The sequence below is a fragment of the Streptomyces sp. CB02058 genome (assembly GCF_001905505.1).
In the GTDB taxonomy this organism is placed as follows: Bacteria; Actinomycetota; Actinomycetes; order Streptomycetales; family Streptomycetaceae; genus Streptomyces.
Genome location: NZ_LIPG01000001.1, coordinates 1,558,474 through 1,581,836, shown reverse-complemented (window position 1 = coordinate 1,581,836; position 23,363 = coordinate 1,558,474). Strand labels below are relative to the sequence as shown.

Genomic DNA, 23,363 nt, shown 5'->3' with positions numbered 1-23,363 from the left:
CGTGGGGCGCTTCTCCTCGTTCTTTTGTCGTGCCTCCAGGTTACTGAGCGGAACCCGGGTCGCGCACGTACAGCAAAGGGAGCGGCCCCCTGGAACCCGGGGTGCCGCTCCCTCCCACAGCGTCCTTACTTGGCGCCGCCGGCCGCACCGCGGCGGATGCCGAGGCGGTCGACGAGCGCACGGAAGCGCTGGATGTCCTTCTTGGCCAGGTACTGCAGAAGACGGCGACGCTGGCCGACGAGGATCAGCAGACCCCGACGGGAGTGGTGGTCGTGCTTGTGCGTCTTGAGGTGCTCCGTCAGGTCCGAGATCCGGCGGGAGAGCATGGCGACCTGGACCTCGGGGGATCCGGTGTCACCCTCCTTCTGGGCGAACTCGGACATGATCTGCTTCTTCGTAGCGGCGTCGAGCGGCACGCGTACTCCTCTTGATGTTCGATGCGCCCACGAGTGCCCCTGGTCTTGATCTCAGGGGAGCTTCCATGACTCGGAGGCGAAGGTCCGATGAGCGCAGCCCCCAGGAAGACCCGGAGGCGCGTACACAAACGGCCACCAGTCAGAGTACCAGCCGCCCGGAGCGGCTCCGACAGCCGTCAGCTGGTCATGGCCCTGGCGCGGGCGAAGACGTCGAGCACGGCGAGGCAGAGCGGGACCAGGGAGAGCAGCAGGGCGCTCTCCGTGAGGTCGAGGAGCCTGCCCCAGAAGGGGGACAGTCCCTTACGGGGGATGACGAGGCCGATCGCGGTGAGCAGGGCGGCGCCCGCGGCGACGGCCGCGGAGAGCCAGATCGTACGGATGTCCAGGGAACCGCGGTCGCCGTAGCGCACCAGGTCGTAGAGCAGGTCGGTCGGCGGGTTGAGCGAGAGGCCGAGGACCAGCAGGGCGACGGCGCCGATCCCGGCGACCAGCACACAGGCGACCTGGGATGTGTAGCGGAAGAGGCGGGCGCGCAGGAGCATCGAGAGTCCGGCGGCGAGGGCGAGCACCTGGCCCCAGATGCTGTCCGAGAAGCCGAGGACCGCGGCGGAGCCGACGACGACCGCGGAGCAGCCGCCGACGAGGCCCAGCAGCATCTCGTGGCCGCGGCGGGCCTGGGCCGCGATGCGGTCGGCGTCGACGGGCTCGCCGTCGGCCTCGGGCGTGGAGCCCGGCTCGGTGAAGGAGTCGTCGTACCCGGCAGGGGCGGTGCGCGGGGAGGCGTAGCCGATGGGCAGCCGGGCGAAGCGGGCCGAGAGGCCGGGCAGGAAGGCGACGAGGCCGAGGGCTACGACGGCGCAGACCGCGGCGGTCTCGGTGGCGGTGGCCTCGGTGAGGATCGCCACGAAGGTGGCGAGGGTGCCGACGGTGGCGAGGAAGGTCGCCGCCACGAAGGGCGCGTCACCGCTGGGGGTGAGGGCGACCAGGACGACGGAGGCCAGGAGGACCGCGACGCAGCCGAGCAGGAACTGCAGCCGGCCGGGGCCCTGGCCCGCGTCGGGGCCGATGATGCCGGAGCCCGCGATGAGGACGAGGGGCAGTGCGCCGAGTCCGAGGGCGACGGCGGTCGCGCGGTCGGCGTAGACCCGGGCGCGCACTCCCGCGAAGGCGGTCAGCAGGAGTCCCGCGGATCCGGCGATGATGCCGGGCAGGCTGTGCATGTCGTGGCGTACGGGGTCGGCGAACCAGAGCACGAAGCCCATCAGGACGAGCAGCAGTACGCCGCCCACCAGACCGGCGCCGCGCAGGAGTTCGTCGCTCCACAGGTGGCGGTCGCGGGTGACGGCGGAGGCGACGGCGTCCGAGACGTCGTCGAAGACGGCGGGCGGCAGCGACTGTGCGAACGGGCGCAGGCTGAGGAGTTCGCCGTCGAGGACCTGCTGCGCGGAGAGGGTGCGGGCGCCGTCCAGGACGGTGCCGTCACGGCGTACGAGGTGATAGCCGGTGGGTGCTCCGGCGGCCTGGGTCTGGCCCGTGAGACGCAGGATCTCGGGGTAGACGTCGGCGACGGCGATGTCTTCCGGGAGGGCGACGTCGATCCGGCTGTCGGGTGCCACGACGGTGACGCGGCAGAAGCCCGTCGCTGCGGTCGTACTCACGTGTCTGGTCCCCCTGATTCGCGGTTGCGCACAGTGCGGCGCCACCCTACCGGGAGGGGGGAAGGTGATCTGCAAGTAGGATCACCGTCGCGCGGATCCGAGTCCGCAGCAAACGCAGCCACGGGGGCGTCGGTGCGGAGCGACCGGCCTTCCGCCCGTCCGTATTGAGGGATTGATGTTCCGGTGAGCCAGATCGTCGTGAAACGACCTCCGCGGTCTCTGCCGCCGGAAGTGCCCTCTGACGAGTTGACTTTGGAGGCTCCTCCCGAACTGCCGCGCGGGCAGCAGGAGGGCATGCTGATGCAGATCCTGCCGGTGCTCGGCATGGGTTCGTCGGTGGTCTTCTTCTTCTCTCCGCAGGCGCCTCCGTTCATGCGGATCATGGGTGTCCTGATGCTGGTCTCGACCGTCGGCATGGTGGTCGCCCAGCTCGTCCGGCACCGTCGCGGTACGCAAGGGCAAATGGGCGATGTCCGACGTGACTACCTGAAGTACCTCGCCCAGACGCGGCGGACGGTGCGCCGGACGGCCCGTGCCCAGCGCGATGTCCAGCTCTATCTGCACCCCGCTCCCGAGCAGTTGTGGTCGGTGGTGGCCGAGGGCAGCCGGGTGTGGGAGCGGCGCGTCGGCGACAAGGACTTCGCCCAGGTGCGGCTGGGGCTCGGCGCGCAGCAGCTGTCGACCCCGCTGATCGCCCCGGACACGGCTCCGGTGGACGAGCTGGAGCCGATGTGCGCGGGGGCGATGCAGCAGTTCCTGGCGGTGCACGGGTCGTTGGACGGGCTGCCGATGGCGGTCTCGATGCGGGCCTTCTACCACGTGACGGTCTCGGGCCGGCCGGAGTCCGCGCAGTCCACCGCGCGTTCCCTGGTGGCGCAGCTGGTGACGCTGCACTCCCCCGAGGACCTGGTGGTCGCCGTGGTGGCGGCTCCGCACGCGGTGGCGCGCTGGGACTGGGCGAAGTGGCTGCCGCACGCGCAGGTGCCCGGGCAGGTCGACGGGGCCGGTACGAAGCGGCTGTTCGGCGACGACCTGGGCGAGCTGGAGGCGCTGCTGGCGGGCCGGCTGGAGGGCAGGCCCCGGTTCGGCCGGGAGAGCCAGCCCGTGCTCGACCAGCCGCACGTCGTGGTGGTCCTGGACGGCGGGATGGTGCCGCCGGACTCGCTGTTCGCGGCGGCCGAGGGGCTCCAGGGCGTGACGATCGTCGAGGTGGTGTCCGGCGAGCTGGACGAGCTGCGCGGCGGTCTGTCCGTGGTGGTGCGGCCGGGGCTGCTGCGTCTGGAGTCCGGTGGCGGGCTCGCGTACGAGGGCGTGCCGGACACGATGTCGCCGGAGGCCGCCGAGGCGCTGGCCCGGCAGCTCGCGCCGCTGCGCATGGGCGGGGGCGACGACGACGAACCGCTGCTGGCCAATCTGGACTTCACCGATCTGCTGAATCTCGGGGACGCGGGCTCGGTCGACGTGGCGCGCACCTGGCGGCCCCGGTCGGTGTCGGAGCGGCTCCGGGTGCCGATCGGTGTCGGCGAGGACGGCCAGCCGGTGATGCTGGACCTGAAGGAGGCGGCGCAGGAGGGCATGGGCCCGCACGGGCTGTGTGTCGGGGCGACGGGTTCGGGCAAGTCGGAGCTGCTGCGGACGCTGGTGCTCGGGCTCGCGGTCACGCACTCGTCGGAGACGCTGAACTTCGTGCTCGCCGACTTCAAGGGCGGCGCGACGTTCGCGGGGATGTCGCACATGCCGCACGTGGCGGCGGTCATCACGAACCTCGCGGACGACCTCACCCTGGTCGACCGCATGGGCGACGCGATCCGCGGCGAGCTCCAGCGCAGGCAGGAGCTGCTGCGCTCGGCGGGCAACTACGCCAACATCCACGACTACGAGAAGGCCAGGGCGGCGGGCGCGGCGCTGGAGCCGCTGGCCTCGCTGGTGCTGGTGATCGACGAGTTCTCCGAACTCCTCACCGCCAAGCCGGACTTCATCGAGATGTTCATCCAGATCGGCCGTATCGGCCGTTCGCTGGGTGTACATCTGCTGCTGGCTTCGCAGCGCCTGGAGGAGGGCAAGCTGCGCGGCCTGGACACCTACCTCTCGTACCGGATCGGTCTGCGGACCTTCTCGGCGGCCGAGTCGCGTACGGCGCTGGGTGTGCCGGACGCGTACCACCTGCCGTCGGTGCCGGGTTCCGGCTATCTGAAGTTCGGTACGGACGAGATGACCCGCTTCAAGGCGGCGTACGTCTCGGGGACCTACCGCACGGGCGGCCCCGATCTGTCGGTGGGCCGGCTGCCGATCGAGCGGCGGCCCGCGGTGTTCAGCGCCGCTCCGGTGCCGGTGGTGTACGCGGCGCCCGATCCCGCGCATCTCGCGGCCCGGGCCGCGGCCGACGACGACGCGCTCGCCGACACGGTGCTCGATGTGATCGTGCGGCGCCTGGAGGGGCAGGGCGTGCCCGCCCACCAGGTGTGGCTGCCGCCGCTGGACCAGGCGCCGACGCTGGACCAGCTGCTGCCGGGGCTCGCACCGACCGCGGACCGGGGGTTCACGGCGACGGAGTACACCAGGCCCGGTGGTCTCACGGTGCCGCTCGGCCTGATCGACAAGCCCTTCGAGCAGCGGCGCGAGGTGCTGTACCGGGACTTCTCGGGTGCGGCCGGGCACATGCTGGTCGTGGGTGGTCCCCAGTCCGGCAAGTCGACCCTGGTCCGGACGCTGATCTCCTCGTTCGCCCTCACCCACACCCCGCACGAGGTGCAGTTCTACGGACTGGACTTCGGCGGTGGCGGTCTCGTCTCGCTGGCGGACCTGCCGCACGTCGGCGGGATGGCCTCGCGTCTCGACCCCGAGCGGGTGCGGCGGACGGTCGCCGAGGTCGGGGGTGTCCTCAACCGGCGCGAGGAGTTCTTCCGCGCGCACTCCATCGACTCCATCGCCACCTACCGCCGCAAGCGCGCGCAGGGCGAGCTGCCCGGCGAGGCGTGGGGGGACGTGTTCCTGGTCATCGACGGCTGGGGCGGCTTCCGCGGCGAGTACGAGGGGCTGGAGCAGGTCGTCACGGAGATCGCCGCGCGCGGTCTCGGATACGGCGTGCACGTCGTGATCACGGCGGCGCGCTACATGGAGGTCCGGGCGGCGCTGAAGGACCAGATCCTCGGGCGGCTCGAACTGCGCCTCGGTGACGTCATGGACTCCGAGTTCGACCGCAAGGTCGCGGCGAACGTCCCGGCGGGGGTGCCCGGCCGCGGTCAGGTCCCGCAGAAGCTCCACTTCATGGGCGCCCTGCCGCGCGTCGACTCCGTCAGCAGCGGCGCGGACCTCTCCGACGGCACCGCGGCGTTCGTCGCGGCGGTGCGGTCGAACTGGGCGGGCCCGGTGGCGCCGGCCGTGCGGCTGCTGCCGCGCAAGCTTCCGGCGGACCAGCTGCCCAAGGGCTTCGAGTTCCCCGAGCGGGGCATCGCGATCGGTATCGACGAGACCTCGCTGGAACCGGTGTTCGTCGACTTCGAGACCGATCCGTTCTTCCTGATCTTCGGTGAGAGCGAGTCCGGGAAGACGAATCTGCTGCGGCTGATCGCCAAGCAGATCGGGGAGCGCTACTCCCCCGACGAGGCGAAGATCGTCGTCGGCGACTACCGCCGCGCTCTGCTGGGTGCGCTTCCCGAGGAGCATCTGCTGGAGTACGCGCCGATGGCGAGCGCCATGCAGATGCACATGGAGGCGCTGGCCGGGGTGTTCGCGCGCCGGCAGCCTCCGACCGATGTCACTCCGCAGCAGCTGCGGGACCGCAGCTGGTGGTCCGGGCCGCAGATCTTCATCATCGTCGACGACTACGACCTGGTGGCGACCAACGCGGGCAACCCGCTGGCACCGCTCGCGGAGTACCTGCCGTTCGCCCGGGACACCGGGGTCCGGTTCATCATCGCGCGGAACTCCGCCGGTGCCTCGCGTGCGATGTACGAGGGCTTCATGCAGCGCATCAAGGAGCTGGGTGCGCAGGGTGTGGTGCTGTCCGGCGATCCCTCCGAGGGCGACCTGATCGGCTCGGTACGCGGTCACACGATGCCGCAGGGGCGCGGGTACTTCGCGTCGCGCAGGCGCGGGACCCCGCTGGTGCAGACGGGGCGGCTCCCCGAGCAGCACTGAAGGCACGCCCCCGTGCACGACGATCGCCGTTCCCGCCCCCCGGGTACGGCGGTCCGGGGATAATCGGCGCGGATCACACAGGGATCGACGCGTCACACGGAAAGGCGTCTGATGGGCACGCAGCAGGAGAAGGACGAGCTGTACGCACTCGACATCTCGGGGGCGGAGTGGCTGAGCGCCCCCGGCACGGAGGAGGCGGAGGAGCGGGTCGAGATCGCGCATCTGCCGGGCGGTGCCGTGGCGATGCGGTCCTCCTTGGACCCGGACACCGTGCTGCGCTACACGGAGGCCGAGTGGCGCGCCTTCGTACTGGGCGCGCGGGACGGCGAGTTCGACCTGAAGTAGCGTCACCGGCCGGACGCCGAACCGGCCGGGGACGGACCGACTCGCGCGGGACGCGGAAGAGGGGCACGGCCCGGTGGGCGTGCCCCTCTTCCGTGCGTGACCGGCACCGGGGGACCCGGCGCCGCGAGGTCAGTACGCCTCGGTGAACAGACGCGAGGCCTTGACGTCGGTGGAACGGTAGCTGTCCTTGCCGTTCTCGATGATCTTGGCGACGTGCTCCAGCCGGTCCTTCATGTGGTCGGCCTTGCCCTTGTACTGCTTCTGGAGGCTGACGTACCCGGCGTGGGCGTCACCGTCCCAGGTGTCCGTGACGACCTTCAGGGCCGCGTCCATCTCCTCGAGGTCCTTGATGATGTTGCGCGACACCGTGCGGATGCGGTTCGCCATCTCCTGGACGCTCTCGTACCTGACCTTGGTGTTCGGATCTGCTCCGGACATCTGTCTGCTCCTCGGTTTTCAGCGTGTACGAACGGGGTGCTGCGAGCCGGCTCAGAGGTTGTTGAGCCCGGAGGTGTTGCCCGAGGAGGCGGACTCCTTCACGGCGTTGAAGGCCGCGCGGACCTCGTCGTCGTTGGCGTTGCTGAGGTTCTTCGTCTGGCTCACACCGTTGAGGAGGACGCCCAGCAGCCGGCGGATGTCGTCGTGGTCCTCGTTGATCACGATCTGTGCGGATGTGAATCCCCCGGCACCGACACCGGTCCATCCCGCACTGACCGTCGCCAGGATGTCGGCCAGCTCGCGGGACTGCTTGGACACCGCCTGGGACGTCTCGATGATCTTGTTCTTGGCCTGGACGATCGGATCGTCGCCAAGCCCGAAACCGGAACCGGTGTTGCTCATCCGGAGGTCCTATCTCTCAGTTCCCGGGCCTGTCCGCGGGCCGCGGACAGGCTTGTTGCTGCACGGGGTCCCGGAAGCCTCCGGCGGTGTCCACACACACCGGAATCGGACTTTGCCACTTCTCGTTCCCCCGTCACACACGTGAAGTCTGCTACCACCCTAGCCACATCGGCATCTCTCCCCAACTGCGCTTTACGGTGAGAGATCTACTTCACTGGACGCCCTCTCAGCGCAAACCGCGTCGTCGTCGGACATCACGGACGACCGTGGCCGTTCCGGCGACGACGCAGACCAGGACGGCCGCCAGCGCCAGCGCGTAGGTCGCGTAGCGCTCGCTGCGCTCCTGCGAGGTCTCGGACATCGCGAGGTACGCCGGCCGGGGCGCGGGGGCCTTGGCGGGTGCGGGGTCCGGGCGCGGGGACGCGAGCGGGGTGTCGTCCTTGCCGCCGGCCAGCGCCCGTACGGGATCGACGACGCCCCAGCCGACGAAGGCGTCGTGGCCCCTGATGGAGCGTTCGGCGGTCTGCTCGATCCGGGCGACGATCTCGGCGGCGCTCCAGTCCGGGTACTTCGCGACCAGGAGGGCGGCGACCCCCGCGACGTAGGGCGCCGAGAAGCTGGTGCCGTTGTCGGTGCACTGGCCGTTGCCCGGGACCGTGGACACGATGTCGACTCCCGGGGCCGCGACGCCGACGAAGTCACCGGCCTGGGAGAAGGGCGCGCGTTCGTTGTTGCGGTCGGACGAGGCGACGGCGAGTACCCCGGGGAAGGCCGCCGGATAGGTCTGCTTCGGCTTGCCGTCCATGCCGTCGTTGCCCGCGGAGGCGACGACGACGACGTCCTTGGCGAGTGCCCTGGCGACGGCCCTGCCCAGCGCGGAGTCCTCGGACAGCGGCTTGGTGGTGTCCTGGGAGATGTTGATGACCTGGGCGCCCTTGGCGATCGCGTGGTCGATCGCGGTGGCCATCGTGGTGTCCTTGCCGCTGTTCTTCTCGTCGTTCTGCCGGATCGGGATGATCGTGGCCTCGGGGGCGAGCCCGACGAATCCGGTGCCCTTGCGGGGGCGGGCGGCGATGATGCCCGCGACCTTGGTGCCGTGGCCGACCTCGTCCGTGGTGCCGTCGGCGCTGCCGCCCTTGAGGAGGTTGCGCCCGGCGGAGGTGTCGACCGCCTCCCTGAGCTGCGGGTTGGCGTCGTCCACTCCGGTGTCGATGACCGCGACCCGTACGCCCTTGCCCTTGGTGTCCTGCCACAGTTCGTCGAGCAGGACGCGCTGGAGCGACCAGGGCCTGCCCTCGAACTGCTTCTTCATCGGGAAGGTGCACTCGCCGCTGCCGTCCAGGACCGGTCCCGTCCCGTCCGGCGGCCCCTGAGTGGCGTACGCCGTGTTCGGCGCCACCAGTGCGGCCAGTGCGGCGGTGGCCGCCGTCAGTACGGCCGTCTTCCGGTGCAACATCTGTTCCTCTCCCCCGGGTCCCGCGTGCGTGACGATGCCGGTGCGGCTACGAGCCCTGGGGCTGACGTGCGCTGTTGGTGTCGAGCCTGGGGCCCTTGGACAGGAATTCGGACCAGGCGATCGGTACCAGCGAGGGGGTGACCTTCTCGTAGCCCAGCCGGATCTGTGCCTGGCTGGCCTCCGGCCTGCCGTCCTGGGTCTGCTGGTCGCCGGTGCCGATGTCGGAGCGCTCGGCGTCACTGTCGCCGTTCGCCTGGACCGCGTACCGCAGTCCCGTGTCGGTCACCAGGAAGAGTGAGCCGTCGGGCCTGGTCTGCTCGCCCCGGACCTGGGTGTAGAGGAGTCCGCTGCCGGGGGTGACGTAGGTGCTGGTGCCGCCGGCGTTGATGGCGGCGGGGTAGGCGGTGCCCGCCCAGGTGCTCAGCGTCGTACGGCCCTTGTCGTCGACCTTGCGCAGCACGCTGCAGATGGTGTCCCGACTGCCGTCCCCACCCGCCGAGTTGATCTGCTCGGCCTTGTGGGCCGGCCAGTGGGCGGCCTGGCCCTCGAAGGTCGTCGCGTCCGGCACGAAGTCCTGGAGCCCGACGGCGCGGGCCTCGCTGTCGAGGTTCAGGGGCGCGGTCTGCGGGGAGTTGATCAGCAGCCAGGCGGTGAATTCGGAGACCGGCTGGACCTTGCCGTCGAGGACGACGTAATGCGTCGTGCCCTCGCCGGTCCGGGTCCGCAGGACCATGCCGACCTTGTTCTCCTCGGCGGAGAGCTGGCCCTGGATGTGCGCGGGCGCGCCGACCGTGCCGGGGATCTGCGGGAAGACGAGCGGGCTGCCCTCGTGCAGGGTGGCGAGCCAGTCGTCGGTGACGGCCTGCGGCTGCCTGCTGCCGACGAGCGCGTTGGTCAGGTGGCCGTTGTCGGTGGCCTTCTCGTCGATGCGGTACTTCGTACCGCTCGCGTCGACGAGGTAGCGGACCTGGTCCTGGCCCTGGACGTAGAGCACCTGTCCGCCGTCGAGCCGGCCGGCGCCCTCGGTCAGCGCGACGTCCCGCTCCGCGAGGACGAAGGCCGCCTTCTGCACGGTGTTGCCCTTGCCGCCGGGCTGTTCGCAGACCGCCCACCGCTTGGCGGTGCCCGCGTCCTTGGCCTCGGGCAGCCGGTCGGGGGCGTACGGGATGCCGAGGATCGGTCCGCGCGGGGGCTTGCCCGCGTCCAGGATGTCGTCCCCGACCTGGATGACGTCGAACTGCTGCGGGGTGAGGAGCAGCCGGGCGGACGCGAGGTTGAGCACGGGGTGGAGCAGGGTCTTCTTCTGCTTGCCCTCGCCCGTCTCCAGGACGACGTAGCGGGTGGTGGACTTCTTGCCGACGATCACCTTGGTGCCGGGCTTGTCCCAGTCCTTCGGCGCGGTGGGCTTGAACATCCCCCAGGCGCCGAACCCGGCCATGATGAGCGCGCCGACGATCAGGCTCGGGACGACCGCACGCAGCGGGCGCGGGGCGCCCTCCTCGGTACCCGTGGGCGAGGGTTGGAGGAATGCGGCCACCGTGCGCTTCTTCGCAAAGGTGTACGCGTTGAGCTCGTCCCGCCGTGATGCCATGAGTGTGTCTGTCTCCCGTGTCTCCCCGCGCGGCCCAGGAGCGTACGCATCCCCGCCCCCTGTGCCGGACCCGGCTGCCGGACCTGGTGCCGGACCGGCCCCCTACTATGCCTGCTGATCCCGCGCGCCGGTGGGGCGGGTAGGGTGATCCAGCCGCCGAAGCCCCGGCGGGAGCGGGGCGATCGGGTTGAGTTGGGGCCTTATGAACGGGGGAATGCCGGAATGATGGCTTCCGCGACGCGGACACGTCCGGCCGGGAACACACAGCCTTCCGGGGGTCCCGGAACGGGCCGCCCCGGGGCTTCCCGCCGTGGTTCCCGTACGTCTCCGAGCGGCCCCCAGGGCCCCGGCGGCGCTGCGGCCCCGCGGCTGAACGGACGTGCCGGACAGATCGGTTCGTTCCGATTGCAACAACTCGTACTGATCGAAATCGCGGCCGCGCTGCTCCTGGCGGCCTGGGTGATCGAGCCGCTGCTCATGGTGCCCGCGGGCGCCGTCGCGGCCGTCCTGGTGCTGCTCGCCGTGGTCCGCCGCCACCGCCGTTCGCTGCCGGAGTGGCTGGGCACGGTGTTCGCGCTGCGCGCCCGTACGCGCCGGGCGGCCACGCTGACGGTCCCGGTGGGCACGGAGCCGGGGCTCGCCCCCGCGGTGGAGTGCGAACCCGCCCTGCGCACCTACTCGTTCAGCGACCGCGACCGGCGTCCGGTCGGGATGATCGGCGACGGTACGTATCTCTCGGCCGTCGTCCAGGTCGAGTCGGACGCCACGGCGCTGCGGCCGGACCGTTCGGCACGGCCGCTGCCGCTGGCCCTCGTGCGGGAGGTCCTGGAGGTCGACGGGATCCGGCTGGAGTCGGCGCAGATCGTGCAGCACACCCAGCCCGCTCCGGCCCCCCACCTCCCGCCGCAGTCGGTGGCCGCGCGCAACTACGGCCCGCTGCAGGCGCAGACGGGCTCGCCGGCGCTGCGGATCACCTGGATCGCGCTGAAGCTGGACCCGGAGCTCTGCCCGGAGGCCGTGGAGGCGCGCGGCGGCGGGATCACCGGTGCGCAGAAGTGCGCGGTACGCGCGGCCGACCAGCTGGCGAGCCGGCTGACGGGTGCCGGGTTCCGGGCGACCGTGCTGACGGAGCAGGAACTGACCTCGGCCATCGCGACGTCGGCGTGCGTCAGCCCGCTGGCCATGGCGCAGGCCAGCCGGTCGGAGACGCCGGGCCGCCGCACGGAGGAGACCTCGCGCACCTGGCGGTGCGACGACCGGTGGCACACCAGCTACTGGGTGAGCCGCTGGCCGCACCTCGGCGGGGGCGGCGCCTCCATGCCGCAGCTGATCGCGCTGCTCACGTCGATCCCGGCGCTGGCGACGACCTTCAGCCTGACCCTGGGCCACGGCGACCGCTCCGCGGTGTCGGTCACAGGGCATGTCCGTATCACCGGGCGCAGCGACGAGGAGCTCCTCGCGGCCCGTCATGAACTGGAGCGCACCGCACGGGGTGTGAAGGCCTCGCTGGTCCGGCTGGACCGCGAGCAGCTGCCCGGTGTGCTCGCCACGCTGCCGCTCGGGGGTACCCGCTGATGTCCGCCACCACGAGCGCCCGGTCCCGGCTGGGCTTCGGTCTGATCGGCCCGCGCCGCGGCCGGCACACGGTGTCCTTCGACGAACTGGCCTCGCTGGCCGTGCCCGTCGGGGACGACGGCACGGTGATCGGCGTGGACGCGGAGGGCCGTCCGGCGGTGCTGGGCATCAACCGGCCGACCCCGTACGAGATCACGCTGATCGGCGGGCTGTGGACCGCGCAGGTGCTGGCGCTGCGGGCGGCGGCGACGGGCGCGCGGATCGCGGTGGAGACCGGGCGCGCGCAGGCCTGGACGGCTCTCGCACAGGCGGCGGGCGGCGGCCAGCCGTGCATCTCGCTGCACGATGTGGGGCGGGTGCCGCCGCAGGGCGCGTCGGCCGGCTCCCCGGTGGTCGTGATCCGGGACTGCGGGATGCGCCCGCCGCGCGGGCGGGTGGTGGCAGGCCCCTGGCAGTCCGTGGTCACCCTGCTGCCCTATCTGAGCCCGGTGGCGCCCCGGCTGATGGAGAAGTCCGCGCTCGTCGGCGTGCAGCGGGTGTCTCCGGACGAGGCCGCGCAGATCGGCCGGATCATGAATCTGCCGGCCGGTGAGACGCAGGCGCTGTCCACCCTGGCCGACGGGGTCACCCTTTGGTGCACGGACCGGGACCGGCAGTTCGTGATGACCCAGGCGACGGACGCCGAGTCCGGACTGCTGGGCAGTGCGCGCCGGATGGACTGAGCGGGTCCGTACGGCGCGGGGACCGGTGGGTGGAGAACGGCCCGCTCCGTACCGGTAGATGTACGTTTTGGGCCACTTCGACCCGTCCCTGTCTTCACACTTGGTTCACTTGTGGCGGGACGTGACCTACTGGACAGTTCTTCCCCTGCGATACGGCCTGCCGTTGTGCGCCTCATGGCGATTAGGGTGGGCAGGGGCGGCAGAGGAACCTGCGGGCAGGCACTGCGCGTCGCAAGGGGGAGAGCCGGGCGGATCGGACAACGGGAACGGTCGCCCCCACCCACCACGGCACAAGGGTGCTCGACCACACCAGGAGGCAAAGTGAACGGCGATCGGGACGAGATCCGCGGGGGATGGAACGCACCCGTCGACGAGTCGTCCGACGCGGAGCCCGCCGAGATGACGGGTGAGTTCACCATCGACTACACCCCTCCCGCCTGGTACACCCAGAACGCGTCGGGGGACTCGTCGGGCGGGGCCGGGTCGCACCTGGCGCCCCCTCCGCCGCCGCACGGGGCGCCGCTGTCCGTGCCGGGGCTGCCGGCTCCCGGCGGATTCGACGGCGGCTGGCCGCCGGCCACGCCGTCCGGCACGGCGCCGTCGAGTGACGTGCCGGCCTCCTCGCCCGAGCAGTCCGCGCCGTCGGCGTCCTCGTCCCCCGAGCCCGTGTCGGCGTCATCGGCCTCACCCTCGCCGGCTTCGGACGAGCCGGCCGGCACGTCGGGCCCGTTCGGCGGCGGCGATGTGGAGAGCGGCGCGACCATGCGCTTCTCCCCCGCCGCGCTGAAGCGGGAGATCGCCGAGCGTGAGGCGGCGGCCGAGGCCGAGGCCGCGGTGTCCTCGTCGGCCGGCGCGGCCGCGCCCGAGCCGGCTCCGTCCGAGGACGACGAAGCGGCCCCGTCGGCGCCCGTGGGCGACAAGGCGGTCCAGGACTCCGAGGAGAACGAGGACGCCCCGGAGGCGGACGCGGACGCGGCACGGGACTCCGTGCGGGCCGAGGACGACGAGGCCCCGGACGCGGACGGCGAACCCGAGGACGAGCCCTCCGATGCCCCGGCGGACCAGGCACCCCAGGACACCCCGCCGGCCGGAGCACCCGCCGCCGACGCGCTCCCGGCCGCCGCCGTGCCGCAGGACGCGGCACCGCAGGACGCCGCGCCGTCGAACGTTCCCGCCCCCTGGTCCCCGGCGCCGCCCGCACCCGGCGCGCTTCCGCCGCTTCCGCCCGCGTTCCAGCCGGCCGCACCGCAGCCCGGTGCGCCGCAGCCCGCGGCCCAGTGGCCCGCGCAGACGCCGCCGCCCGCGCAGACGCCGCCGCCCGCGCAGACGCCTCCTCCGCCCGCCGGGCCCGAGGCGCCCGCGCCACAGGGCGGTTACGGCTTCCCGCAGGGCGGGCCGCCCGCGCAGCAGGCGCCGCAGCTGCCCAACACCCCTGCACCGCAGGGTGGTTACGGCTTCCCCCAGGCGCCCACGCCCGGTGCCCAGCCCCAGCCCCAGCCCCAGGGCAGCGGCTACGGCTTCCCGCAGCCCCCGGCGCCCGCGCAGCCCGCACTCCCCGCGCAGCAGGCGCCGCAGCAGCCCGCTCCGCCCAACGCCCCCGCGCCGCAGGGTGGTTACGGCTTCCCGCAGGCGCCGCAGCAGCAGCCGTTCCCCGCCCAGGGCGCGCCCCAGCTGCCGCCCGCCGCGCAGCCTCAGGGCGGTTACGGCTTCCCGGCCCCGCAGGCTCCCCAGCCGCCGCAGTTCCCGGCGCAGGGTGCCCCGCTCCCGCCGCAGGTCCCCCAGCAGCCCGCCCAGGGCACGCCGAACCTGCCCGCCCCGCAGCAGCAGCCGCACCAGCAGCAGCCGCCGCAGCACCAGCCCGAGGCGTACCAGCCGCCCGTCGACCCTCGCACCGGCGCCGCCTGGCCGACCCCGGTCACGCACGACCAGCGCGAGCGTTCCGTGCCGGGCGCCCCGCTCGGTTACACGGCCGCCGTGGAGCTCTCGTCGGACCGGCTGGTCCGGGGCAAGCAGAAGGCCAAGAGCAGCCGCACCCCCTCCGGCGCCTCCCGCTTCAAGCTGGGCGGCAAGAAGGAGGAGCTGGAGCGCCAGCGCAAGCTGGACCTGATCCGCACCCCGGTGCTGTCCTGCTACCGGATCGCGGTCATCAGCCTCAAGGGCGGTGTCGGCAAGACCACGACGACCACCGCGCTGGGCTCCACCCTGGCCACCGAGCGGCAGGACAAGATCCTCGCCATCGACGCCAACCCGGACGCCGGTACGCTCGGCCGCCGTGTGCGGCGCGAGACCGGGGCCACCATCCGCGACCTGGTCCAGGCGATCCCGTACCTCAACTCGTACATGGACATCCGCCGCTTCACCTCGCAGGCGCCCTCCGGTCTGGAGATCATCGCCAACGACGTCGATCCGGCCGTCTCCACGACCTTCAACGACGAGGACTACCGCCGGGCGATCGACGTCCTGGGCAAGCAGTACCCGATCATCCTCACCGACTCGGGCACCGGTCTGCTCTACAGCGCGATGCGTGGTGTGCTGGACCTCGCCGACCAGCTGATCATCATCTCGACGCCGTCCGTCGACGGCGCCTCCAGCGCGTCCACCACGCTGGACTGGCTGTCGGCGCACGGCTACGCCGACCTGGTGCAACGGTCCCTGACCGTCATCTCCGGTGTCCGTGAGACCGGCAAGATGATCAAGGTCGACGACATCGTGCAGCACTTCGAGACACGCTGCCGGGGCGTCGTCGTCGTACCGTTCGACGAGCACCTGTCGGCGGGCGCCGAGGTCGACCTCGACATGATGCGCCCGAAGACCCGCGAGGCCTACTTCAACCTCTCGGCGCTCGTCGCCGAGGACTTCGCGCGGGCCCAGCAGCAGCAGGGCCTGTGGACGTCGGACGGCAGCAGCCCGCCGCCGCAGTACGCGCCGCCGATGCCGGGCGCGCAGACACCCGGTCAGCAGGTGCCCGGCCAGGGGCAGTACGCGCCGCAGCAGCCGCAGCCCGGACAGCCCTACCCCCCGCAGCAGCCCTACCCGGGCCAGCCGCCGTACGGGGGACAGCAGCCCTACCCGGGGCAGCAGCCGCCCCAGCAGCCCGCGTCACCCCAGCAGCCCTATCCGCCGTACCCCGGTCAGGGCGCGCAGGACAACAGCTGGCAGCAGTCGCCGCCCCCGCAGGCACAGCCCGGCGCACACCCGGCCGGACCGCCCCACGCGCCCGCGCACCACGATGGCCAGGCACATCAGCCCGGACAGCCCGAACTGCAAGGCCCCGTTCCGCCGGCGGGCTGGCAACAGCACCCTCCGCAGCCACCTTCGGCGCCTCAACAGTAAGGCAGTAGAGGTCTAAACCAATGAGGGCCCGCACCGTCCACACGGTGCGGGCCCTCATCGCATTCCCGCAGACCACACGCGGTTTCGCCGACCGTTGACGCGACTCGACCGCCGCTGATAAACCTTCGCTTCACCAGCTGGCGAACCAGAGATCTGCCCGCCTTCACCGTGCGAGTCATGACGCGAGGTCCACGTCCATGGTCACAAGATTCCCTCCACGCTCCTCCCGCCCCCACGGCCGCCTGCGTATCCTTCTCGCCTCCGGAGCCGCCGCCCTGGCGCTGGCCGCCGGATCGGTCGTCCCCGGAAATCCGCTCGCCCCCGCCCCACAGGAAGCGCAGGCCGCCGACGGGAAGTCGACCCTGACGGTCGCGGTATCACAGAGCGTCGACTCCCTGAGCCCGTTCCTCGCGCAGCGGCTGCTCTCCACGAGCATCCACCGGCTGATGTACGACTACCTCACCAACTACGACGCCAAGGACAGCCGCACGATCCCGGGCCTCGCCACCGAATGGGAGGCCTCGCCGGACAAGTTGACGTGGACGTACACCATCCGGGACGACTCGAAGTGGACGGACGGTGAGAAGGCCACCGCCGAGGACGCGGCGTGGACCTTCAACAAGATGATGACCGACGAGGGTGCCGCCACCTCGAACGGCAGCTTCGTCGCCAACTTCAAGAAGGTGACCGCTCCCAGCCCGGACAAGCTGGTCATAGAGCTGAAGCAGCCTCAGGCCACGATGACGGCGCTGGACGTGCCCATCGTTCCCAAGCACGTCTGGGAGAAGGTCGGCGACTTCTCGAAGTTCAACAACGACACGAAGTTCCCGATCGTCGGCAACGGGCCCTTCATCCTGACGGACTTCAAGGTCGACAGCTATGTGAAGCTCAAGGCCAACAAGGACTTCTGGCGGGGCGCGCCCAAGTTCGACGAGCTCGTCTTCCGGTACTACAAGGACCAGGACGCCGCCGTCGCCGCCCTCCGAAAGGGTGAAGTTTCCTTCGTCGCCGGCAGCCCGAGCCTGACGCCCGCTCAGGCCGCGTCGCTGAAGAGCGCCGAGAACATCAAGGTGAACGACGCCCCCGGCCGGCGCTTCTACGCACTCGCCACCAACCCGGGCGCGCGGACCAAGGACGGCCAGAAGTTCGGCGACGGCCACGCGGCGCTGCTGGACCAGAAGGTCCGTCAGGCCCTGTTCATGGCCGTGGACCGCACGACCATCATCGACAAGGTCTTCCAGGGCTACGCCATAGAGGGTGAGGGCTACATCCCGCCGCGCTACGGCTCGTACTTCTGGAAGCCGTCGGCCGAGCAGAAGCTGGCCTACGACCCGGCCGCGGCCGGCGCCCTGCTCGACGAGGCGGGGTACAAGAAGAACAGCGACGGCAAGCGCGCCGGCAAGGACGGCAAGCCGCTCGACTTCCGCATCCTGTGCCACGCCACGGACCCGAACGACAAGGCGATCGGCAAGTACCTCCAGGAGTGGTGGGGCGATCTGGGCATCGGCCTGAAGGTCGACTGCCGCGACAACGTCTCCGACCCCTGGTATTCGGGTGAGTACGACCTCGCCTTCGACGGCTGGTCCGTCAACCCCGACCCCGACTTCGTCATGTCGATCCACACCTGCGCCGCCCTGCCGTCCAAGGCGAAGGAGACCGCGCAGACCGACAACTTCATCTGCGACAAGCAGTACGACGAGCTCTACGCGAAGCAGCTGGCGGAGTACGACCCCGCCAAACGGGCCGATCTTGTGAAGCAGATGGAGTCGCGGCTGTACGACACGGGATACATGAACGTCATGGCGTACCCGAATGCCGTCGAGGCCTACCGCACGGACCAGATCAAGTCGATCACGACCATGCCGTCGGACGGGGGCAACATCTTCGGTCAGGACGGTTACTGGAGCTGGTGGTCGGCCGTCCCGGCCGCCGGTGCGTCGAGCGGTTCGTCCGGCGACAGCGGCAGCTCCACCGGTGTCCTCGTCGGTGTCGGTATCGCCGTAGTCGTCCTCGCCGGTGGCGGGCTGCTGTTCGCCATGCGTCGCCGTTCCACCGCGGAAGACCGTGAATAGTCCATGAGCACAGAAAGCACTCCCGCGCTCCTGAAGGGCGCGGCGGGCGTGGACGCCGTGCGGACCGACGGCCCGGCTCCGGCCGGGCCGTCGGTCCGCGGTCCACGCGCCCGCAGCACGACCGCGTACCTCCGCTATGCGGCGGGCAAGCTGGCCGGTGCGGCCGTCTCGCTGTTCGCCGTGCTGGTCACCAGCTTCTTCCTGTTCCGGCTGATCCCGGGCGACCCGGTCAAGCACATGACCGGCGGACGGCAGGTGTCGACCGAACAGATCGCCGCGATGCGCAAGGAGTTCGGCCTGGACCTGCCGCTCTGGCAGCAGTTCACCGACTACTGCGGGAAGGCCCTGACCGGCGACTTCGGTACGTCGTACCAGTTCCGCGCGCCCGTCATGGACAAGATCTCCGAGGCGCTGCCCGCGACGCTGCTGCTCACCGGCACCGCCTTCGTCATCTACACCGTCATCGGCATCTGGCTGGGCGCCAGGTCCGCCTGGCGCAACGGCTCGGCGGGCGACCGCTTCCACACGGCCTTCGCCCTGACGCTGTACTCGGTGCCGTCGTTCTGGCTCGGCCTGCTGCTGATCATCACCCTGTCGGTGGGCATCGGGCCCGTCCCGGGCCTGTTCCCGACAGGCGGGATGGAGTCCGGTGACTCCAGCGGCTTCGGCTACGTCCTGGACGTGGCCCACCACCTGGTCCTGCCGGTCGTCACCCTCGTCGCCGTCGAGTACGCGCGCACCCTGCTGGTGATGCGCTCCTCACTGCTCGACGAGATGGGCAGCGACTATCTGACGACGGCCCGTGCGAAGGGGCTGCGCGACGACCTCGTGCGCCGCCGGCACGCCGTACCCAACGCGATGCTGCCGACCGTGACGCTGCTCTTCGTCAACCTGGGCAACACGGTGGCGGGCGCCATCCTGGTGGAGACGGTGTTCTCCTGGCCGGGGCTCGGCGGGCTCTTCTACCAGGCGCTGAGCGTGCCCGATCTGCCGCTGGTGCAGGCGCTGTTCTTCATCTTCGCCGCCGCGGTGATCCTGATGAACACGCTCGCCGATGTGATCTATCCGCTCCTCGATCCCCGGGTGGGCCGATGACAGCAACGACCGACGCCGCGCCGGCCCTGAGCCCGCGCGCGATCACCTGGGCCCGTCGCCGCCAGGCGGCGGCCCGCTTCTGGCGGCAGTACCGCGCCCACAGGGCCGGCCTGGCGGGCCTCGCCGTGCTCGCGCTGATCGCCCTGATCGCGCTGGCCGCCCCGGTGCTGGTGGGCGCGGACTCGCAGAGCGTCACCGAGGCGCCGGGCGGTGCGCTGGAGGCCCCGAGCGCGGAGTTCCCGCTCGGTACGGACCAGTTCGGCCGCAGCCTGCTCGCGCTGCTGGTGTGGGGGGCGCGGGTCTCGCTGACCGTGGGCCTGCTCGCCGCGTTCCTCTCGGTGGCCATCGGGACCCTGGTGGGCATCACGGCCGGCCACTTCAAGGGCTGGTACGGCAATGTCGTCATGCGGATCACCGACTGGTTCCTGGTGATGCCGACGCTGGTGCTCGCCATCGCGCTGGCGACCGTGCTCTCGCGGTCCCTCTGGACGACGGTCCTCGCCATCGGGGTGACGACCTGGCCGACGACCGCGCGTCTGGTGCGCGCCCAGACGCTGTCCGTGGAGTCCCGTCCGTACATCGAGCGCTCCCAGGCGCTCGGGGGCGGGCACGGCCACATCATGTCCCGCCACGTCCTGCCCAATGTGATGCCGCTGGTGCTCGCGCAGACCACGCTGGTGATCTCCACCGCCATCCTCACCGAGGCGACCCTCGCCTTCCTCGGGCTCGGCGATCCCACGATCGTCTCCTGGGGCGGACTGCTCCAGGACGCCCGTGAGGCCGGGGCGGTCAGCTCCGGCAACTGGTGGTACCTCGCTCCGCCCGGACTCGCCATCGCGGTGGTCGCGCTCGCGTTCACGCTGTGCGGCCGCACGATCGAGTCCGTGCTCAACCCCAAGCTGGGGGTGTCCCGTTGACCGCGGTCAAGACCGAGACCGTACCGAAGCCCGAGACCGGGCAGCCCCTGCTCGACGTCCGGGGCCTGCACATCACCTACGGCTCGGGGGACTCGGCCGTTCCTGCCGTCCGGGGGGTGGACCTACGGGTCGAGGCGGGTGAGAAGCTCGGCATCGCCGGGGAGTCCGGCTGCGGGAAGTCGACACTGGCGCTGGCGCTGCTGCGGCTGCTGCCCGCGTCCGCGACGCTGAGCGGCGAGATCCTGCTGGACGGCGAGGACGTCCTCACCATGAAGTGGGGACGGCTGCGCGCGGTGCGCTGGGCGGGGGCGTCGATCGTCTTCCAGGGCGCGATGCACTCGCTGAACGCCGTGCACCGCATCGGGGACCAGATCGCCGAGCCGATCGTCCTGCACGGCAGGGCGACCCCGGCGGCGGCACGGAAGCGCGCCGGTGAGCTGCTGGAGCAGGTGGGGCTTCCGGCCGCCCGCGCGGACGCCTATCCGCACGAGCTGTCGGGCGGTCAGCGCCAGCGCGTGATGATCGCCATGGCGCTGGCCTGCGACCCTCGGCTGATCATCGCCGACGAACCCACCACGGCGCTGGACGTGATGATCCAGGCACAGATCCTGCGGCTGATCGAGAAGCTCGTCGCCGACCAGGACCTCGGCCTGATCATGATCAGCCACGACCTCGCGGTGCTCTCCGACACCTGCGACCGGCTGTCGGTGATGTACGCCGGCCGGGTCGTCGAGGAGGGCCCCGCCAAGCAGGTGTACGAGAACGCCAGGCACCCCTACGGCAGCGCCCTGTCGGCCGCCTTCCCGCGGATCGGCGACCTCTCCTCCCGGCACGCGCCGCGCGGCCTGCCGGGCGACCCGCCCGACCCGTCGGCGCTGCCCTCCGGCTGTACGTTCCACCCGCGCTGCTCCGCGGCACTGGACAGTTGCGCGACCGAGGACCAGGAACTGCGGCCCGCGGGCCCAGGCCGGCGGGCGGCCTGTGTGCTGGTGGGGCCCGGCTCCACGGAAGGCACGGGAGCGGCGCACGACGGCACGGCGGACGCCCACGGCGGCACGGGAGAAGCTCTCGGCGTCGCCGGGGAGGCGCACGGCGGCGGGGAAGAGCTCGACGGCACGGCGGAAGCAAGGAGCACCTCATGACGGCCACTCCCCCGGCTCCCCTCCTCAGTGCCCAGGCGCTGAAGGTCGCCTTCCCCGGCCGGCGCGGGGCGGCGACCGCACGGGCGGTCGACGGGGTCGACCTCGACATCCACCCCGGCGAGATCGTCGCCCTGGTCGGGGAGTCCGGCTGCGGCAAGACCACGCTGGCCAGGTCCCTGCTGGGCCTGGTGCCGCCCACCGAGGGGCGCGTCACCTTCGGCGGCGAGCCCCTCGACTACGGCGGCCGGGCGCTGAAGGCGTACCGCAAGCGGGTGCAGCTGGTCCTCCAGGACCCCAGCGGCTCCCTGAACCCCCGTCACACGGTGTACGACGCGGTGGCGGAGGGCCTGCGCATCCACGGATACGCGGGCGACGAGCGGGCCGCCGTGTCCGGGGCGCTGGCGCGGGCGGGGCTGCGGCCTCCGGAGCGGTTCTTCCTGCGCTATCCGCACGAGCTGTCCGGCGGCCAGCGCCAGCGTGTGGTCATCGCGGGCGCGCTGGTCCTGGAGCCGGAGCTCATCGTCGCGGACGAGCCCGTGGCCTCGCTGGACGCGTCCGTGCGGGGCGAGATCCTGGCGCTGCTGCTGCGGCTGCGCGACGAGCTGGGCCTGTCGGCGCTGGTGGTGACGCACGACCTGGGGCTGGCGTGGAACATCGCGGACCGGGTGGCGGTGATGTATCTCGGCAGGATCGTGGAGACGGGTGACGTCGAGCAGATCCTCACGGCTCCCCGGCACCCGTACACCCGGGCGCTGCTGTCCGTGCTGCCCGAGGCGGACGGCGAGCCGGTGATCCTGACGGGCGAACCGCCGGACCCCTCGAAGGTGCCGTCCGGCTGCCGCTTCCACGCCCGCTGCCAGGTCCTCGCCTCGGGCGAGGCGGAGCGCGCGGGTGTCGCGGACGCGTGCCGCACCAAGGATCTGCCGGTGCTGGAGGGCGGCGGGCGGACCCAGGTGGCCTGCCACTGGGCCGCGGCCCGGGCGAGCGCGGGCTCCGCCGCGACCGGGGCGGGCGCGGGCTCCTCGCCGGCCGAGGCCGGCACGGGTTCCTGAGAACGTCCGGACCGCCCGGCGCCGTACGTCACGGCGCCGGGCGGTGCGCGGGTCAGTAGCCGTAGCGGCTCTTCAGATGGCGCCAGAAGTCACGGAGCATCCAGGTGTCGAACTCCGTGATCCGTGTGGCGCTGCCCGCGTTCATGACGAAGCAGCACTGGCCGGTGGGGGTCCAGTCGTAGAAGTCGTCCAGGCCGAAGGTGTGGCCCACCTCGTGCTGGTAGATGTGGATGTCCTCCTGGTCGAGCGCGCCGGTGAAGTACTCCCGTCCCACGCGCTGGCCCCAGTCCCCGCCGGCGCCGCCCTGGAAGCCCTCGGTCAGCCACAGCGACTGGTCGTAGTGGCGGGCCGCGCCGCCCGGGCACCTGGAGTAGTCGCCGTCCTGGTGGAAGAAGCGGCCGCAGTCGGGCGCGCACTGCGGGGCGCCCGCGCCGTCGAGGTTCCCGGCGTAGATGTCGACCGAGTCGTCCGTCCACCGGAGCGTCGAGCGGTCCTTCACCGCCCAGCCGACGATGTCGACCGGCACGGAGGTGTACGGCCAGGCGTTGTGGCCGGTGCCGTTCTCGGTCATGGCCGCCGTCCACTTGCCGAACTGCTTCTTCACCGCGGCGTGGACCCGGTCGCGCAGGGCGGCGGTGACCGGTTCGCCGGACTCCCAGCGGACGCAGTAGCTGATCCTGCCCCCGTTGGCCACGATCTGGTCCCAGCCGTAGTTGCGGAAGCCGTAGAGGTCCGGGTAGGTCGATTCGACGTGCTTCCAGACCTCGTCCAGCGGCTGGACGAGGTTCGCGGGCGGGTTCCACCCGGCTGCGGCCCGCGCCGGGGGCGCCGCCTGTCCGGGTGCCGCGACCAGGGCGGCCAGTGCGGCCAGGACGGTGACCAGGCGCGCCAGATGTCTGCGCACGGTGAACCTCCTCGGTGGGGGGTGGGGTTTCCGTGTTCGCCCTCTGGTCGCCGCCGCAGCCGCGCAGGTTGCCGTCGCCGCCCGTGCGGCAGGGACCGGCCGGCG

The 23,363-nt window shown here is 71.7% G+C and carries 17 protein-coding genes; 10 read left to right on the top strand and 7 right to left on the bottom strand.

What is annotated here, in order from left to right:
* Positions 1 to 125 precede the first annotated feature (125 nt).
* Complete coding sequence (gene rpsO, locus AMK10_RS07250) at positions 126 to 416, bottom strand: 30S ribosomal protein S15 (protein ID WP_003965855.1); 291 nt, start codon at positions 414 to 416, stop codon at positions 126 to 128.
* Between the two features lie 176 nt (positions 417 to 592).
* A complete protein-coding gene (gene eccD, locus AMK10_RS07245; RefSeq protein ID WP_073745868.1) occupies positions 593 to 2,074 on the bottom strand; it encodes a type VII secretion integral membrane protein EccD in 1,482 nt (493 codons plus the stop codon).
* 183 nt (positions 2,075 to 2,257) lie between these two features.
* On the opposite strand from eccD, the gene eccCa reads away from it, so the two are divergent.
* Both eccCa and AMK10_RS07235 read left to right on the top strand, forming a co-directional pair.
* Positions 2,258 to 6,214: a type VII secretion protein EccCa gene (eccCa, locus tag AMK10_RS07240; RefSeq protein ID WP_073745866.1), complete on the top strand. Its 3,957-nt coding sequence runs from the start codon at positions 2,258 to 2,260 to the stop codon at positions 6,212 to 6,214.
* Between the two features lie 111 nt (positions 6,215 to 6,325).
* Entirely contained in the window at positions 6,326 to 6,559 is a 234-nt protein-coding gene (locus AMK10_RS07235) for a DUF397 domain-containing protein (RefSeq protein WP_073745864.1), read from the top strand.
* 129 nt (positions 6,560 to 6,688) lie between these two features.
* Here the strand turns inward: AMK10_RS07235 and AMK10_RS07230 are convergent, their stop codons facing one another.
* The 4 genes from AMK10_RS07230 to eccB all read right to left on the bottom strand — a co-directional run bounded on the left by AMK10_RS07230 (position 6,689) and on the right by eccB (position 10,446).
* Positions 6,689 to 6,997, bottom strand: a complete 309-nt coding sequence (locus AMK10_RS07230; RefSeq protein ID WP_073745862.1) for a WXG100 family type VII secretion target — start codon at positions 6,995 to 6,997, stop codon at positions 6,689 to 6,691.
* A 51-nt stretch (positions 6,998 to 7,048) separates the two neighbouring features.
* Positions 7,049 to 7,399 (bottom strand): hypothetical protein, encoded by a 351-nt coding sequence (locus tag AMK10_RS07225; protein ID WP_073745860.1) that lies wholly within the window; start codon positions 7,397 to 7,399, stop codon positions 7,049 to 7,051.
* A gap of 226 nt (positions 7,400 to 7,625) precedes the next feature.
* The gene (gene mycP / locus AMK10_RS07220) at positions 7,626 to 8,855 is read right to left on the bottom strand and encodes a type VII secretion-associated serine protease mycosin (RefSeq protein WP_073745858.1); all 1,230 of its coding nucleotides are present in this window, start codon (positions 8,853 to 8,855) and stop codon (positions 7,626 to 7,628) included.
* Positions 8,856 to 8,901: 46 nt separating this feature from the next.
* Positions 8,902 to 10,446 (bottom strand): type VII secretion protein EccB, encoded by a 1,545-nt coding sequence (gene eccB, locus AMK10_RS07215; RefSeq protein WP_073745856.1) that lies wholly within the window; start codon positions 10,444 to 10,446, stop codon positions 8,902 to 8,904.
* Between the two features lie 225 nt (positions 10,447 to 10,671).
* Between eccB and eccE the strand changes: the two genes are divergently transcribed.
* From eccE to AMK10_RS07175, 8 genes are all read left to right on the top strand, one after another.
* Positions 10,672 to 12,021, top strand: coding sequence for a type VII secretion protein EccE (gene eccE / locus AMK10_RS07210; protein ID WP_073746107.1), 1,350 nt, complete (start codon positions 10,672 to 10,674; stop codon positions 12,019 to 12,021).
* The gene (locus AMK10_RS07205; protein WP_073745854.1) at positions 12,021 to 12,743 is read left to right on the top strand and encodes a hypothetical protein; all 723 of its coding nucleotides are present in this window, start codon (positions 12,021 to 12,023) and stop codon (positions 12,741 to 12,743) included. The genes eccE and AMK10_RS07205 overlap by 1 nt, the downstream gene beginning before the upstream one ends.
* 321 nt (positions 12,744 to 13,064) lie before the next feature.
* Positions 13,065 to 16,076 carry an SCO5717 family growth-regulating ATPase gene (locus tag AMK10_RS07200; protein ID WP_073745852.1) on the top strand — a complete coding sequence of 1,004 codons (3,012 nt, stop codon included), beginning with the start codon at positions 13,065 to 13,067 and terminating at the stop codon, positions 16,074 to 16,076.
* Between the two features lie 197 nt (positions 16,077 to 16,273).
* Positions 16,274 to 18,148, top strand: a complete 1,875-nt coding sequence (locus AMK10_RS07195) for an ABC transporter substrate-binding protein (protein ID WP_073745850.1) — start codon at positions 16,274 to 16,276, stop codon at positions 18,146 to 18,148.
* A 3-nt stretch (positions 18,149 to 18,151) separates the two neighbouring features.
* On the top strand, positions 18,152 to 19,243 hold the full coding sequence (locus tag AMK10_RS07190; RefSeq protein WP_073745848.1) for an ABC transporter permease: 1,092 nt from the start codon (positions 18,152 to 18,154) through the stop codon (positions 19,241 to 19,243).
* Positions 19,240 to 20,160, top strand: a complete 921-nt coding sequence (locus AMK10_RS07185; RefSeq protein ID WP_073745846.1) for an ABC transporter permease — start codon at positions 19,240 to 19,242, stop codon at positions 20,158 to 20,160. The genes AMK10_RS07190 and AMK10_RS07185 overlap by 4 nt, the downstream gene beginning before the upstream one ends.
* The gene (locus AMK10_RS07180) at positions 20,157 to 21,302 is read left to right on the top strand and encodes an ABC transporter ATP-binding protein (protein WP_073745844.1); all 1,146 of its coding nucleotides are present in this window, start codon (positions 20,157 to 20,159) and stop codon (positions 21,300 to 21,302) included. Before AMK10_RS07185 ends, AMK10_RS07180 begins: the two co-directional genes overlap by 4 nt.
* The gene (locus AMK10_RS07175) at positions 21,299 to 22,354 is read left to right on the top strand and encodes an oligopeptide/dipeptide ABC transporter ATP-binding protein (protein WP_073745842.1); all 1,056 of its coding nucleotides are present in this window, start codon (positions 21,299 to 21,301) and stop codon (positions 22,352 to 22,354) included. Before AMK10_RS07180 ends, AMK10_RS07175 begins: the two co-directional genes overlap by 4 nt.
* A gap of 52 nt (positions 22,355 to 22,406) precedes the next feature.
* Here AMK10_RS07175 and AMK10_RS07170 read toward each other — a convergent pair whose 3' ends face one another.
* Positions 22,407 to 23,258, bottom strand: coding sequence for a hypothetical protein (locus AMK10_RS07170; protein WP_073745840.1), 852 nt, complete (start codon positions 23,256 to 23,258; stop codon positions 22,407 to 22,409).
* Positions 23,259 to 23,363: the final 105 nt, after the last annotated feature.

Coding starts and splice junctions, on each gene's coding strand:
- AMK10_RS07235 (WP_073745864.1), top strand. CDS start 6,326: ATGGGCACGCAGCAGGAGAAGGACGAGCTGTACGCACTCGACATCTCG.
- AMK10_RS07230 (WP_073745862.1), bottom strand. CDS start 6,997: ATGTCCGGAGCAGATCCGAACACCAAGGTCAGGTACGAGAGCGTCCAG.
- AMK10_RS07225 (WP_073745860.1), bottom strand. CDS start 7,399: ATGAGCAACACCGGTTCCGGTTTCGGGCTTGGCGACGATCCGATCGTC.
- mycP (WP_073745858.1), bottom strand. CDS start 8,855: ATGTTGCACCGGAAGACGGCCGTACTGACGGCGGCCACCGCCGCACTG.
- eccB (WP_073745856.1), bottom strand. CDS start 10,446: ATGGCATCACGGCGGGACGAGCTCAACGCGTACACCTTTGCGAAGAAG.
- eccE (WP_073746107.1), top strand. CDS start 10,672: ATGGCTTCCGCGACGCGGACACGTCCGGCCGGGAACACACAGCCTTCC.
- AMK10_RS07205 (WP_073745854.1), top strand. CDS start 12,021: ATGTCCGCCACCACGAGCGCCCGGTCCCGGCTGGGCTTCGGTCTGATC.
- AMK10_RS07195 (WP_073745850.1), top strand. CDS start 16,274: ATGGTCACAAGATTCCCTCCACGCTCCTCCCGCCCCCACGGCCGCCTG.
- AMK10_RS07190 (WP_073745848.1), top strand. CDS start 18,152: ATGAGCACAGAAAGCACTCCCGCGCTCCTGAAGGGCGCGGCGGGCGTG.
- AMK10_RS07185 (WP_073745846.1), top strand. CDS start 19,240: ATGACAGCAACGACCGACGCCGCGCCGGCCCTGAGCCCGCGCGCGATC.
- AMK10_RS07175 (WP_073745842.1), top strand. CDS start 21,299: ATGACGGCCACTCCCCCGGCTCCCCTCCTCAGTGCCCAGGCGCTGAAG.